At 43.7% G+C, this 12,970-nt stretch carries 15 protein-coding genes; 8 read left to right on the top strand and 7 right to left on the bottom strand.

Annotated features, from left to right (window positions below; translation table 11 throughout):
• Positions 1-8 precede the first annotated feature (8 nt).
• Both GKO22_RS02455 and GKO22_RS02450 read left to right on the top strand, forming a co-directional pair.
• On the top strand, positions 9-365 hold the full coding sequence (locus GKO22_RS02455; RefSeq protein ID WP_166332504.1) for a YraN family protein: 357 nt from the start codon (positions 9-11) through the stop codon (positions 363-365).
• A 34-nt stretch (positions 366-399) separates the two neighbouring features.
• Positions 400-1,443 (top strand): glutaminyl-peptide cyclotransferase, encoded by a 1,044-nt coding sequence (locus GKO22_RS02450; RefSeq protein WP_166332503.1) that lies wholly within the window; start codon positions 400-402, stop codon positions 1,441-1,443.
• Position 1,444: 1 nt separating this feature from the next.
• On the opposite strand, the gene def is transcribed toward GKO22_RS02450, so the two are convergent.
• Positions 1,445-2,068: a peptide deformylase gene (gene def / locus GKO22_RS02445; protein WP_166332502.1), complete on the bottom strand. Its 624-nt coding sequence runs from the start codon at positions 2,066-2,068 to the stop codon at positions 1,445-1,447.
• Positions 2,069-2,205: 137 nt separating this feature from the next.
• Between def and ruvX the strand changes: the two genes are divergently transcribed.
• Together ruvX and ybeY are read left to right on the top strand one after the other, a co-directional pair.
• Positions 2,206-2,622 carry a Holliday junction resolvase RuvX gene (ruvX, locus tag GKO22_RS02440; protein WP_166332501.1) on the top strand — a complete coding sequence of 139 codons (417 nt, stop codon included), beginning with the start codon at positions 2,206-2,208 and terminating at the stop codon, positions 2,620-2,622.
• Positions 2,622-3,059 carry an rRNA maturation RNase YbeY gene (ybeY, locus tag GKO22_RS02435; RefSeq protein WP_166332500.1) on the top strand — a complete coding sequence of 146 codons (438 nt, stop codon included), beginning with the start codon at positions 2,622-2,624 and terminating at the stop codon, positions 3,057-3,059. Before ruvX ends, ybeY begins: the two co-directional genes overlap by 1 nt.
• Positions 3,060-3,163: 104 nt before the next feature.
• On the opposite strand, the gene GKO22_RS02430 is transcribed toward ybeY, so the two are convergent.
• The 5 genes from GKO22_RS02430 to mutY all read right to left on the bottom strand — a co-directional run bounded on the left by GKO22_RS02430 (position 3,164) and on the right by mutY (position 6,925).
• Positions 3,164-3,583, bottom strand: coding sequence for a nucleoside-diphosphate kinase (locus tag GKO22_RS02430; RefSeq protein WP_166332499.1), 420 nt, complete (start codon positions 3,581-3,583; stop codon positions 3,164-3,166).
• A 77-nt stretch (positions 3,584-3,660) separates the two neighbouring features.
• Complete coding sequence (locus tag GKO22_RS02425) at positions 3,661-4,236, bottom strand: TetR/AcrR family transcriptional regulator (protein ID WP_116775130.1); 576 nt, start codon at positions 4,234-4,236, stop codon at positions 3,661-3,663.
• Between the two features lie 52 nt (positions 4,237-4,288).
• Complete coding sequence (gene pheS, locus GKO22_RS02420; protein WP_166332498.1) at positions 4,289-5,329, bottom strand: phenylalanine--tRNA ligase subunit alpha; 1,041 nt, start codon at positions 5,327-5,329, stop codon at positions 4,289-4,291.
• Positions 5,330-5,410: 81 nt separating this feature from the next.
• Positions 5,411-5,854: a single-stranded DNA-binding protein gene (locus GKO22_RS02415; RefSeq protein WP_166332497.1), complete on the bottom strand. Its 444-nt coding sequence runs from the start codon at positions 5,852-5,854 to the stop codon at positions 5,411-5,413.
• Positions 5,855-5,872: 18 nt separating this feature from the next.
• Positions 5,873-6,925 (bottom strand): A/G-specific adenine glycosylase, encoded by a 1,053-nt coding sequence (gene mutY, locus GKO22_RS02410; protein WP_166332496.1) that lies wholly within the window; start codon positions 6,923-6,925, stop codon positions 5,873-5,875.
• Positions 6,926-7,053: 128 nt separating this feature from the next.
• Between mutY and GKO22_RS16945 the strand changes: the two genes are divergently transcribed.
• The 4 genes from GKO22_RS16945 (at position 7,054) to GKO22_RS02390 (ending at position 10,763) form a co-directional block, all read left to right on the top strand.
• On the top strand, positions 7,054-7,908 hold the full coding sequence (locus tag GKO22_RS16945) for a M23 family metallopeptidase (RefSeq protein ID WP_166332495.1): 855 nt from the start codon (positions 7,054-7,056) through the stop codon (positions 7,906-7,908).
• Positions 7,909-7,938: 30 nt separating this feature from the next.
• Positions 7,939-8,340 (top strand): bactofilin family protein, encoded by a 402-nt coding sequence (locus GKO22_RS02400; RefSeq protein ID WP_166332494.1) that lies wholly within the window; start codon positions 7,939-7,941, stop codon positions 8,338-8,340.
• A gap of 25 nt (positions 8,341-8,365) precedes the next feature.
• On the top strand, positions 8,366-8,803 hold the full coding sequence (locus GKO22_RS02395) for a hypothetical protein (RefSeq protein WP_166332493.1): 438 nt from the start codon (positions 8,366-8,368) through the stop codon (positions 8,801-8,803).
• A 94-nt stretch (positions 8,804-8,897) separates the two neighbouring features.
• Positions 8,898-10,763: a M1 family metallopeptidase gene (locus tag GKO22_RS02390; RefSeq protein WP_166332492.1), complete on the top strand. Its 1,866-nt coding sequence runs from the start codon at positions 8,898-8,900 to the stop codon at positions 10,761-10,763.
• Positions 10,764-10,821: 58 nt separating this feature from the next.
• Here the strand turns inward: GKO22_RS02390 and GKO22_RS02385 are convergent, their stop codons facing one another.
• On the bottom strand, positions 10,822-12,939 hold the full coding sequence (locus GKO22_RS02385; RefSeq protein ID WP_166332491.1) for a M3 family metallopeptidase: 2,118 nt from the start codon (positions 12,937-12,939) through the stop codon (positions 10,822-10,824).
• Positions 12,940-12,970 lie beyond the last annotated feature (31 nt).

The raw sequence follows: 12,970 nt of genomic DNA, 5'->3' as shown, positions 1-12,970 counted from the left end.
CCTACCGTATGACCGAGAAAAAAGATAAGGGCGATTTTGGTGAGCAACGCGCACAAGCTTATCTTCGGGGTTGTGGTTACGAAATACTTACGGTAAATTGGCGACACAAACATGTGGAAGCCGACATTATCATGAAGGATGGTGATATACTCGTGTTTGTAGAAGTCAAAACCCGTTCTTCGTTGCGATATGGTTATCCGGAAGAATCCGTGAACTATGCCAAGCAAAAGAACTTAGTGCGGCTAGCGAATGTTTATCTTGCAAAATACGGACACGAGGGTGAAATACGCTTTGATATTGTATCGGTCGTTTCCGAAGATGAAGTCTTAATAGAACACATTAAAGATGCCTTTTGGCACTATTAACATCATGCCAGCGTTGAAAATAAAAAATACACGTATGAAATACCAAGCTTTTGCGGTAGCGTTATCCGCCTGTTTATTCCTGATAGGTTGTAAAAGTCAAAAAGGAAGATTCGAATTTGTGACACCGGAAGCAGGCACATCTGTATTGAAAGGGGAGAAGCTTCAATTGGCGTTACGTTTTCCTGATGAAACAGTGGATTCGGTCATTTATTCGGTAGATGGCGATCTGCTAGCGAGTAAGACAGATACCACGGCCTTAGAATTCGATAGCAATCAATTCAACTACGGTAATCGCAGCTTGAGTGCCAAAATATACTACGGAGGCAAAGAAGATATTGCTTATACCAATATTCTCATTGTTCCACCAACACCAACAGCGTATCAATTTGAAGTGATCAATACCTATCCACACGATCCTAAAGCCTTTACGCAAGGCTTGCAGTACGAAAATGGTATTTTATATGAATCTACTGGTATGCAAGGTCGCTCTTCTCTCCGCAAAGTCGATTTGAAAACTGGCAATGTGATTCAAAAAACGGATTTAGATGGGGAGTTATTTGGCGAAGGAATGACCATCGTGGGCGATAAAATCATTTTCTTGACCTACACTAGCGGTGTCGGATTTGTTTACGACAAATCCAGCTTAAAGCGATTGCAAACCTTTGATTATACCAATCCAAAGCAAGAAGGCTGGGGCATTACCTACGATGGCACACGATTGATCAAAACCGATGGATCTTCCTTCCTGTACTTTGTAGATCCTGTTACATTCCGCGAACTAGGATCGATTGAAGTGTTTGATGATCGTGGACCGGTGGCGAATCTTAATGAACTGGAATATGTGGATGGTAAGATTTATGCTAACTTGTATTACGCCGATCGAGACGAAGCCGTCATCATCAACCCTGAAACAGGTGTCGTAGAAGGGAAGATCAATTTTGTAGGTTTGTACGATGGTAAACGCCAACCCACAGGTAACGAAATGAATGGTATTGCCTATAACGCGAGTACGAAAACCTTCTACGTGACCGGAAAAGATTGGACTCAGCTATTCGAAGTACGTTTGTCACCTAGATAATTTATAGTCGCGGAGCACCGTCTTTAGCAGAGAATTTTATCGATGTATTCAAAGACGTGCTCGGCGTCGCTTCCTGCTCGTCTACGCGGTCTGGATAAAGAACGCCAAGCAAGTGATCAATTTCATGCTGAAAAATCACTGCGGTAAAACCCTCCACGTTTTCTTCCATGACATCTCCCGTCGGCAATGCGTATTGCAAACGAATCGCGTAGCTACGCTCCACCTCCTCGCGACGATCTGGAATAGACAAACAGCCTTCCGCGCCAGTGCGCAATAACGTAGATCGCCAGATAATTTTGGGGTTAATATAGCTCTCAAATGGTTGTTCTGCTTTGTCAAATCGCTGAACTAAGATCAGATTTTTGTTGATTCCGACTTGTGGCGCTGCAATTCCTACGCCCGCATGCGCTTCATCTTTTACTGTCGCCAGCATGCGTGCAGCGAGGTTTTGCACGAGCGGGTCAGTCGGGTTGAGATCCTCCGAAATCGTGGTCAATACGGCCAATTCCTTTTCATCTGTCACCAAATAAACGTGCATCGTTCCCGCGCCATCGGTAATGAGCTTGCGTTCGTGTGCCGCAAAAGTGGTTTCATTTTTCTGCTTTGTGGAAGTTTTTTGTGCCATAAGCGTGCTGGTCTGGATCATGCACAATAGGATAATAAAAGCCTGTTGCATAGCGTGTGGATTAGTTTACCAAATGTATCGATTTTTTTGGAGTCTGGCATCCTACGTTTTAAATCGTATTTTTGTAAAAAAAAGATATGCGTATAATGGCTTTCGATTACGGAACCAAACGAGTAGGTGTAGCCGTGACGGATCCGTTGCAAATTATCGCCAATCCCTTAACGACGTTGCATCCCGACAAACTGTGGCCATTTCTCCATGAATATATAAAAAGCGAAGCCGTCGTCACTTTTGTTGTAGGCAAGCCGCGGCAGATGGATGGTACGGCTTCTCAATCAGCGGAGCACGTGGTTGGATTCACGCGGCGATTGCAACGTGAATTTCCAAACATACCGGTCGTCGAAATTGATGAGCGATTTACGTCCAAAATGGCATCAGCAGTGATCTCGCAGAGCGGCATGAACCGCAAGAAAAGACAGAATAAGGAAACGGTCGACACGCTATCGGCCACCATCATCTTACAAGATTATTTGAACAGCAAATCCATCTACTAATGGCATTAAAAGATATTACTTTCTTCGTCGAGGAGATCGACTTTACGTTAAAACAAAAGCAAAAGGTTCGTCAGTGGATCGCCGATACCATCAAAGCCGAAGGCTTTGCACGCGTCGGTGAGTTGAACTTTATCTTTTGCTCGGATGAATATCTGTTAGAGATCAATAAGCAATACTTAAATCACGATACATTTACCGATATCGTGACGTTCGATAGCTCAGAAGATGAAGATGTAGTGGCTGGAGATATATTTATCTCGGTAGATCGTATTCAGGATAATGCACAGAAGTTTAGCGTGCCGGAGAGCGATGAGCTGCATCGCGTAATTATCCATGGTGTGCTGCACCTTTGCGGCTATCTGGACAAGAAGCCAGCAGACAAAAAGTTAATGACTGCCAAAGAAGATCATTATTTAGGAATTCGTTCATTCGCCTAATTACATCTTTTCAACTTCTCCCTCGATAAGCTTCGCATTGGCCACTAACAAGAGCAGGCCTGAATTTTTGGAATTCAGGCCTGCTGTTTTACATTCGGGTTCGACTAGAAACGCTCTAATTGCGAGAAGAAGAAATCTCCTTCGATCGCTGCATTCTCGTCCGAATCAGAACCGTGTACCGCATTCGCCTCGATAGATTTTGCATATTTGTTACGGATTGTACCTGCATCTGCTTTCGCTGGATCAGTAGCGCCGATCAATGTGCGGAAATCCTCTACTGCATTTTCCTTTTCTAAGATAGCCGCTACGATAGGACCTGAAGTCATGAATTGTACTAGCTCTCCGTAGAATGGACGCTCTTTGTGTACTGCGTAAAAGTTACCTGCTGTTGTATCTGAAAGGTGTACATATTTCATCGCTACGATTTTGAAACCGCCAGCGGTAATGTCATTCAAGATTGCTCCGATATGTCCGTTTGCTACTGCATCCGGCTTAATCATCGTAAAAGTTCTATTAGTTGCCATATTGGGTGAAATTTTATGCAAAGGTATGAATTTGAGAGCGAAATAAAAGTGTTGCTCCAGTACAAATTGCCAGCTGTCTATTGGAGTGTAGCCGCTACCAAATGCGGCAGCATATCTTTCTGGAACGAAATGAAATTCTTGCGTACATCCGCATCAGATACGGCTGTAAAAGCAAAAGAGAATACAATGTTCTTACTGCATTTGATCAGAAATGTTAATTTCTCTTCCGGTACGACAGCACCAATTGTTTCATTTTGGATAAATGAACTAAGTAGCAGAAACTCCAAATCGTCGGATAGGATCTTGAGGTATTCTTGCGCATTGGCCGATTCGCGGATAAACTCCCAGCCAATAAATTCATTACACACCGTGTAGGTGACGCGACTCACTCGAAGAATAGTTTTTGCTAGAAAGGTGCGTAAATCCTGCTGACCAACTTCCTTACTCAGGATATCTTGTACATTTTCTTGGATATAATCCATCAGCACAGCGTGCAGGATGAGCTCTTTGCTACTGAAATGCTTGTAGAAAGTGGCTTTTGCCACATTAGCGTGCTTCGCGAGCTCGTTTACGCTGGTTTTATTATAACCATACCGCCGGAACAGCTCGCGGGCAGATTTCTTAATATTGTTTACAATAATATCCGTATCCATAAGGTCGCGCTTTACTTTGGCGGATGTGTATAACGTTTGTTGCGCTACTTTGTTATAAGATTTCTGTTTCGAATTGGGATAAGAACCGCGTGTCGTTTTCTGAGAAAAGACGCAGGTCGCGGATTTCGTATTTGAGGTTTGTGATCCGCTCTATACCCATACCAAAGGCAAATCCGCTATATTTTTTGGAGTCAATTCCACAGTTTTCCAACACATTCGGATCCACCATGCCGCAGCCCAAGATCTCTACCCAACCTGAGTTTTTACAAAGTTGGCACCCTTTACCTTTACAGATCGTGCACGAGATGTCCATCTCTGCTGAAGGCTCTGTGAATGGAAAGTAAGAAGGGCGGAAGCGTACTTTTGTGCCTTCGCCGTATAACTCTTGTACGAAGTGGAAAAGCGTTTGCTTCAAGTCGGCAAAGGATACATTCTCATCTACATACAAACCTTCCACTTGATGAAAAAAGCAATGCGCGCGCGCAGAAATCGCTTCATTACGGAATACTCTTCCCGGCATAATTGCGCGGAAAGGTGGCTGACCAGCTTGCATCAAACGAACCTGTACCGAGGAAGTATGCGTGCGCAAGGCAATATCGTTACCATCTTGTTTTTTGATGAAAAAAGTATCCTGCATATCTCTAGCTGGATGCTCCGGCGGAAAGTTGAGTGCCGAGAAATTGTGCCAATCGTCTTCGATCTCCGGTCCTTCTGCTACGATAAAACCCAATTTTTTGAAGATCTCCACAATTTCCTTGCGTACCAAAGAAAGTGGATGACGTGATCCCAATTGAAACCCTTCGCCCGGAAGCGTTAAGTCACCGTCGAAAGCTTTTTCTTGACTGTCGGCAGCATCGCCAACCGTATCAATGGCATGCTGTAGCGTAGATTCCGCTAGGATTTTGAATTCATTCAATACCTTTCCAAGCGTCCTTTTCTCTTCGGAAGAAACCGATTTAAACTCTTCAAATAGGGATTTGACAATACCTTTTGACACCAAAAATTTGAGGCGAAATGCTTCAATGTCTGCGGTGTTGGTCAATGAACTATCCTGAATCTCCTGCGTATACTGCGCTATTTTATCTTGCAACATGGCTCAAAGATACTGGAAAATATTAAAAATTCCTTGCATACCCGTGTTGTAACAAGAATCTGTTTTTATGGAGCGTAAGATTTAAAATGGAAGCCCATCGTTGTCGTCATCGTTCTCGCGGAAGTCTACCTTTGTCTCATCGGTTTGATCTTCGCCTCTATCTGTACTGCGATCGCCAGATTGTGGTTCAAAATCGGAGCGACGGCCTAATAAATTGAAGCTTTCGGCTACGATTTCCGTCGTGAAACGACGAACACCTTCCTTGTCTTCGTAGGTGCGCGTACGCAATTTCCCTTCAATGTATACCAGCTTCCCTTTTTTGAGGTATTTAACTGCTAAATCAGCCAAAGCGCGCCACAAAACGATGTTGTGCCATTCGGTTTGCTCCACTTTTTTGCCGTCTTTATTATAAAACTCGGAGGTAGCAAGTGGAAAACTTGCAACAGAAACGTTGCCGTCTAAATAGCGAATTTCAGGGTCTTTGCCCAAGTGCCCGACTAATATAACTTTGTTTACGCTCGCCATAATGGAGTAATTTAGGTGTTAGTTTGGGAAGTGATCCGTCCTTAGGAAGGAAAAGATCAGTTTATGTTTAGCTAATTTATCTAATTTATCTGACAAAATGTATTCCCAGTCCGTTTTTTTATTTTTAATCTCTGTGTTCTCCGGAAGCAAATAGAACTGTGCATAGATGTGCTGATGACTCAGTACTTGCTTAATAGGCGCACCCAATGGGATCGGTGTTGCGGAGTCAAAATGCGAAACAAAGGCATCGCTAGTCTGCAATTCTTCTGCCGCGATTGGAGCGCTCGTCTCTAGCATAGGGAATTCGTACAAGTTCGCCCATATATCGCCCTCTGGCCTTTTGGTTACCATTATTTCTGCGCCATGACGGACGATAAAATAATGGAAGTACCGTTTCCGAATTTTAGTGGTTTTCACTTTTCTTGGAAGTAGATCAATACGATTAGTCGCAAAAGCATCGCATTGATCGGCGAAGATACATGCCACACACAAGGGTTGCTTTGGCTTACATACTGTAGCGCCAAAATCCATAATGGCCTGGTTGTATAAGCCGGGTTGCGATTTGCTAACTAATGAATCGGCTAATTCTTGAAACTGCTTCTTCCCTGCGCCGCTATTGATGTCGGTATCTATGCCAAAAACGCGCGATAACACGCGGTACACGTTGCCATCCACTACTGCGCGTACTTCATTGCTGGAAAATGAGGAAATGGCGCTGGCGGTGTATGCGCCAATGCCAGGAAGCTGAATCACCTCTTCGTACGAGGTGGGAAATAGGCCATTGAAATTACTCATCACCGCCTTTGCCGCCTTATGCATATTGCGAGCGCGCGAATAATATCCCAAGCCTTGCCACAGCCGCAAAATAAAATCTTCATCTGCTTCCGCAAAATCGTGAACCGTTGGGAGCTGTGTTACAAAAGTGTGGAAATAGGGTAGTCCTTGTTCTACGCGAGTCTGTTGCAGGATGATTTCTGACAGCCAAATAATGTAAGGGTCGGAGGTTTGCCGCCAAGGTAACTCTCGCCCATATTTTTCATACCACGCGATGAGTTTTGAAGAAAATGACATGAGGCCAAAGTTTGAAAATATCGTGCCGAATTGCAAAGATTAGTGTTAAAAATTGTGAAAATATTGAGGTAAGTTCGATTATTCATTAAGTTTGCGACTTGTGTAAAAAAATATAAGAGCAAAAAATTATGCTGAAGAAGAAGACTTCTGTACTGATTGTTAGCGCTGATGGTAACCCTAACAAGAAGATTCAGATTCCTACATTCTTGCTGTCTTATTGGAAACATATGGCGTTTTCATTGGCTACAGTTGTGTTGTTGGGTGTTGTGGGGATTGTTTATTTTGTAAACCATCGAAATGAGAAACTGTATGCAGAGGTGTACCTGGAGAAGATTGATAAACTTCGACAACGTAATCAGCAGCTTACCTTAGACGACGCGAGTAAGCAGGTCAATATAGATGATGTAAGACGCTCCATCAATAGCTTTGATAGCACACTCAACCGCATCAATGCTAAAATGAAAAAACGTGGCTTGAAAGCCATAGCTCTCAACAACGCCGGTGGACCCCTGGTAGAAGACGATGATAATCTCGAAGAATTAGCGAAATATTATGTCAACATGCTCGAAGATGTAGAAAATCGTTTGGATGGTGCTCCATTCGGTCGCCCACATAGCGGTCGCATCACATCGCGCTACGGTTACCGAGGAAATCCATTCACCGGAGGTGGTCGAGAAAGACATTCTGGTATTGATTTCAAAGGGCGTACGGGAGAAAACATAAAATCTACTGCCAAAGGAACGGTGATATTTGCTGGATATAAAGGCGGATACGGAAACCTTGTAGCGGTACGGCACGCTAACGGATACGAAACGCGTTATGCACATTTGAGCAGAATACGCGTAAAACGCGGTCAACGCATAGACGTAGGTACAACTGTAGGTTTATTAGGTAGTACAGGTCGTAGCACCGGGCCACATCTGCACTATGAAGTATTGCAAGGCGGTCGTACCATCAATCCAGAGAAATATTTCCAATTTTAATAGATCCATAAAACGTCTGTAATAACCATTATGTTCAACGCCAAGCAAGATAAAGTCCGCAAACTAAATCGTCCAGAAGATTTCCAAATCAGTACGGTCATTGCAGAAGGAATCTCTATTGAAGGCGATTTGATCGGTGCAGAAAGTTTGCGCGTTGACGGCAAGATCAAAGGTAATATCCGCATCGGCAAAGGGGTTATTATTGGTGAATCAGCCTATGTAGATGGTGACATTTCCTGCGAGACATTAATCGTTTATGGTCACATCACAGGCGATGTGCAATGCAAAACGCTAACACTTAAATCAGCAGGGAAATTATACGGTAATGTGTCTATGACGCAGTTTTCTGTCGATATGGGAGGCCAGTTGATCGGTGCTGTTACGGTAGCAGATGCGCGTGAGCCCATTTTATTAGAAAGTAAAGCCAACTAATTCACCCTCGAACGGCGATTCAAACATGAGCGAAACAACCTTCGTGATTCATACTTTACATCGCGGGCGATTTATCCAAATTCTTCTGGGATCTTTATTTGCAGTTGGTATTGGCGCTTCTTATATCAATATAGAAGAGATTCCTAAGATTATTGCGTTGCTTGTTTGTTTACCTCTCCTCTTGTTTTTGAGTGTCAAATGGAGTCAGCAACCTTCCACTTGGTCTACGCATGCTGGTTTACTGCGCATCGTAAAAGGAAGCAAAACTTGGGAGTTCGATTTGAAGGATATCACCCATATTCAAAATCATTTGCGCTCAGGCGGTAACCTATTAGCCATCCACAAAAAGAAAAAATTCCAACCTGTTCGTTTTTGGCGCAATAAATTGTTTCAATCCGTAGATGAAATGGCCGAAATGCTACGGCACCTGGAAAGCTTGGGTGTGCCCGTCACCTTCGCTTAATTGTAAGCATGTAACGATTAAATACCGATCTATCGCATATTTTTTACGAAGGCTTCTCCGCAATAGTTTCTTTTGTTTTGTAAGTTTGGCCTCTATGAAGCTACTTTATACTTTTCTTTCCCTCGGCCTTTCTCTTTTGATGTTGCAAGCGCAAGCGCAGCGCAAAGGTTATTGGCAGCAGAAAGTGGATTACACCATGCATATTGATGTCGATGAAAAAGCCTATCAATATGCGGGCGATATGAAATTATTGTATACCAACAACTCCGGCAAAGCGCTCAACAAAGCGTATTTTCACTTATATTTCAATGCCTTTCAGCCCGGCAGCATGATGGATTATCGGTTGCAAACCATTTCTGATCCTGATAAGCGGATGATGGCTAAGTCAGGCAATTCAAATGTGTTGCAAAGTCGAATCTCTTTATTGCAGCCTAATGAGATTGGTTATCAAAAAATAAAATCGCTGACTTTTAATGGGGCTCCCACAAAGTACGCGGTAAGTGGAACCATACTAGAAGTAGAATTGCCAGCAGTTTTGGAAGATGGTGCCGTGGGCGAATTCAACATGACGTGGGATGCGCAAGTGCCGGAACAAATTCGTCGTAGTGGTCGCAATTCCAAAGAAGGTGTGGCCTTGTCGATGACGCAATGGTATCCGAAAATGGCGCATTTTGATGATTACGGATGGCACTTGGACGAATATGTGGCGCGTGAATTCATTGCGCCTTTTGGCGATTTTGATGTCACGATTCACTTAAATAAGGACTTTGTAGTGGGCGGATCGGGTAAGCTGCAAAACCCAAAACAAGTCAAAGGATATGATCGGTCGGCCAAACCAAACGTTGACAAAAACAATAAAGTAGCTTGGCATTTCAAAGCCAATCAAATCCACGATTTTGCTTGGGCAGCAGATCCTAAGATGGTAGTCGACTCGGCGAAAACCAAAGGCGGCGTAACGGTGTACACCGTTTTTTTGCCCACAGATAAGGAGGTGATTCAAAATTGGAAAACGGCGCTAGGTTTGGCGACGGAATTTTTTGATTTTGCTTCCGCAAAATTTGGTGCGTATCCATGGCCAACGTATAGCATTGTACAAGGTGGCGACGGTGGCATGGAATATGGAACGGCGACACTGGTAACGGGCGGACGGAAACTGGACGGATTGGTCGGTGTCATTTTCCATGAAGCGGCGCACTCTTGGTATCAACATTTGTTTGGCATCAACGAAACGGTCGATGAATGGTTTGACGAGGGTTTTACGAGCTACGTGCAAGATATTGCGTTCCAACAGTTGTTCGACAAGAAAGGCGCTGTTGAAACTAACCCAATGATCGATTCGTACCGCGCGTATTACAAACTCGTGCTGTCTGGAAAAGAAGAACCGATGAGCTTGTTGGCCGATTACTATAAAACCAACTATGGTTATACGCAAAGCTCGTACACCAAAGGTTCGGTATTGGCTGAGCAGTTGGGGTATATCATTGGTAAGGAAAACTTAGAGAAAACATTCTTGGCATTTTATGACCAATGGAAGTTCAAACATCCTACGCCGAATGATTTCAAACGCGTGGCCGAAGAGGTTTCTGGAATCAACTTGAAATGGTATTTCAATCTCTTCATCAATACCACGCGCACCATTGATTATGGTATAGAGCAGGTGACGGATCAGCAAATTGTATTGCGGAATAAGTCGGATCTTGCCATGCCTTTAGATGTGTTGGTAGAATATCAAGATGGTAGTCAGGAGTTGTTTTACATTCCGCTTCGCGAAATGCGCGGACAAAAGCCTGCAGAAGGATATGCGCTGTATGATGGCGTAAAACGGACGGTGTTGGAAGACTGGTTCTGGACAAAACCTACCTACAACATCGCTTTATCTAAAAAGCCAAAGAAAGTAACCATAGATCCTACGCAGCGCTTAGCCGATGTAGAATCGAGCGATAATACGCTGAGTAGATAGCAACAAAAAGAGCCAACTCGGAAGGAATTGGCTCTTTTGCTTTTTTGAGGAAAGAGGATTAGTTTAATCCTCTTTTTTTCATTAAGTGCACGGGATTTGGATCAGCACCGCGGAAGGTACGATACATCTCTGCCGGATTGCCTGTTCCACCGCGCTCTAAGATGTTGCGACGGAATGAACTTGCCGTAGATTGATCGTACAAACCTTTTTCTTTAAAGGCTGCAAACGCATCAGAATCCAATACTTCGGACCATATATAGCTGTAGTATCCCGAAGAATAGCCGCCAGAAAAGATATGCTGGAAGTTCGTCGTTCTATAACGTGGGATGATCGCATCGATCAATCCAATTTTATGCATAGCAGCATCTTCGAATGCGATCGCATCGACCTTAATCGGAGTAGTCGTAGCATGGTAATTCATATCTAGCAACGAAGCGGCTAAGTATTCTACCGTAGCAAAACCTTGGTCAAAAGTGCCTGCTTTTTGCATTTTCGCAATCAACGAATCTGGAATCGCTTCGCCAGTTTCATAATGTTTTGCGTACGTTTTCATGACTGCTGGATCAGCTGCCCAGTTTTCCATGATTTGCGACGGTAATTCTACGAAATCACGTGGTACAGATGTGCCCGACAAGCTTTTGTATTTAACGTTAGATAGTAAACCGTGCAATGCATGACCAAATTCGTGGAACAAGGTGCTCGCTTCATCAAAAGTTAGCAAAGCAGGTTTGTCGCCAACAGGTTTCGTAAAGTTGCACACGATAGAGATTACCGGAGCAACGCGTTTACCATCTTTGTTGTATTGTGAGCGATACGAGGTCATCCAAGCGCCAGAGCGTTTTGAATCGCGCGGAAAGAAATCGGCATATAAGATTCCTAAGTGTGAGCCATCTTTGTCTTTGACCTCGTATACTTCTACTTCTTCGTGGTATACGGGTACATTGTTCAATGCTACAAAGCTTAATCCATAGAGCTTAGCGGCAGTCTGGAAAGCTCCTTCGCGTACTTCTGTTAGGCCAAAGTAAGGTCTAATTTCTTCTTCATTCAATGCGAAGCGTTTCAAGCGTACTTTTTCCGCGTAATAACGCCAATCGTACGGCGCCACTTGAAAGGTATCGCCCGCCAATTTGATCTCTTGCTGCAGATCTGCTTCTTCTACTTTGGCTTTTGCCAATGCAGGTCCCCACAGTTTATTCAATAGGTTGAATACATTTTCAGGATTTTCGGCCATGGATTCTTCCAGTACATAAGCAGCATGTGAAGGATAACCTAACAATTTCGCTTTTTCTAAACGTAGGTTAGCGATTTCAATGGCATTTTTCTTATTGTCAAATTCGCCGCCATTATTTCCGCGCAATTGGTAAGCATTCCAGATTTGCTTGCGCAACTCGCGGTTGTCTGCATATTGTAGGAATGGCATTACCGAAGGGTTAGACAAAGTAAATACCCATTTACCTTCTTTGCCTTTTTCCTTGGCTGTCGCTGCTGCAGCCGCGCGTACACCTTCTGGCAATCCTGCTAAGTCTTTTTCCTCTTCGATCACCAATTCGTAGGTTTTTGCCTCAGCTGGCAAGTTATCACCAAATGAGTTCGTCAGCGTAGACAATTTCGAGTTGATCGCTTTTAGTTTTTCTTTGCTCTCTTTTGGTAAGTTGGCTCCTGCGCGTACAAAACCTTTATAGGTTTCTTCTAGCAATTTAATGTCTTCTTTATCCAGACCCAAAGCATCTTTTTGATCGTAGACGGCTTTGACACGAGCAAATAATTTCGCGTTTAATTGAATCTCGTCGCGGTGTGCGGATAGCACGGGCGCCATATCGGCAGCGATGGCTTGCAAAGAATCCGTTTTGTTGGCCGAATTCAGGTTGCCAAAGATCCCAGCTACTTGACTCAGCATGGAGCCCGCATTTTCTAACGCTAAGATCGTGTTCTGAAAGGTTGGCTCTTCCTCATTATTGACAATAGAATCTACTTCTAAATTGTGCAATTTGAGGGCTTCGGCGTAAGCCGGACGGAAATGTTCGTCTTTGATCTTGTCAAACGGTGGAACATTGAAAGGGGTGTCAAAGAATCCTAACAAAGGGTTGTTCATGTTGTCATTTTGTTTAGATTCTCCACAACCTACTACCATGGAGGTGATCACCATGCAGATAGGCAGTAATCGCTTTTTAATCATGTAAAGTATGTTTAGTCGTCGAAATTTTACC

The organism is Sphingobacterium chungjuense, assembly GCF_011316935.1.
Taxonomy (GTDB): Bacteria; Bacteroidota; Bacteroidia; order Sphingobacteriales; family Sphingobacteriaceae; genus Sphingobacterium; species Sphingobacterium chungjuense.
The sequence above is the reverse complement of the archived record's forward strand: the minus strand, read 5'-3'. Positions and strand labels throughout refer to the sequence as shown.

Excerpts from the sequence above, each read along its gene's own strand:
- GKO22_RS02395 (WP_166332493.1), top strand. The coding sequence starts at position 8,366 with ATGAGCGAAACAACCTTCGTGATTCATACTTTACATCGCGGGCGATTT.
- GKO22_RS16945 (WP_166332495.1), top strand. The coding sequence starts at position 7,054 with ATGCTGAAGAAGAAGACTTCTGTACTGATTGTTAGCGCTGATGGTAAC.
- GKO22_RS02400 (WP_166332494.1), top strand. The coding sequence starts at position 7,939 with ATGTTCAACGCCAAGCAAGATAAAGTCCGCAAACTAAATCGTCCAGAA.
- GKO22_RS02390 (WP_166332492.1), top strand. The coding sequence starts at position 8,898 with ATGAAGCTACTTTATACTTTTCTTTCCCTCGGCCTTTCTCTTTTGATG.
- GKO22_RS02430 (WP_166332499.1), bottom strand. The coding sequence starts at position 3,583 with ATGGCAACTAATAGAACTTTTACGATGATTAAGCCGGATGCAGTAGCA.
- ybeY (WP_166332500.1), top strand. The coding sequence starts at position 2,622 with ATGGCATTAAAAGATATTACTTTCTTCGTCGAGGAGATCGACTTTACG.
- GKO22_RS02455 (WP_166332504.1), top strand. The coding sequence starts at position 9 with ATGACCGAGAAAAAAGATAAGGGCGATTTTGGTGAGCAACGCGCACAA.
- ruvX (WP_166332501.1), top strand. The coding sequence starts at position 2,206 with ATGCGTATAATGGCTTTCGATTACGGAACCAAACGAGTAGGTGTAGCC.
- def (WP_166332502.1), bottom strand. The coding sequence starts at position 2,068 with ATGGCACAAAAAACTTCCACAAAGCAGAAAAATGAAACCACTTTTGCG.
- GKO22_RS02385 (WP_166332491.1), bottom strand. The coding sequence starts at position 12,939 with ATGATTAAAAAGCGATTACTGCCTATCTGCATGGTGATCACCTCCATG.
- mutY (WP_166332496.1), bottom strand. The coding sequence starts at position 6,925 with ATGTCATTTTCTTCAAAACTCATCGCGTGGTATGAAAAATATGGGCGA.
- GKO22_RS02415 (WP_166332497.1), bottom strand. The coding sequence starts at position 5,854 with ATGGCGAGCGTAAACAAAGTTATATTAGTCGGGCACTTGGGCAAAGAC.
- pheS (WP_166332498.1), bottom strand. The coding sequence starts at position 5,329 with ATGTTGCAAGATAAAATAGCGCAGTATACGCAGGAGATTCAGGATAGT.
- GKO22_RS02425 (WP_116775130.1), bottom strand. The coding sequence starts at position 4,236 with ATGGATACGGATATTATTGTAAACAATATTAAGAAATCTGCCCGCGAG.
- GKO22_RS02450 (WP_166332503.1), top strand. The coding sequence starts at position 400 with ATGAAATACCAAGCTTTTGCGGTAGCGTTATCCGCCTGTTTATTCCTG.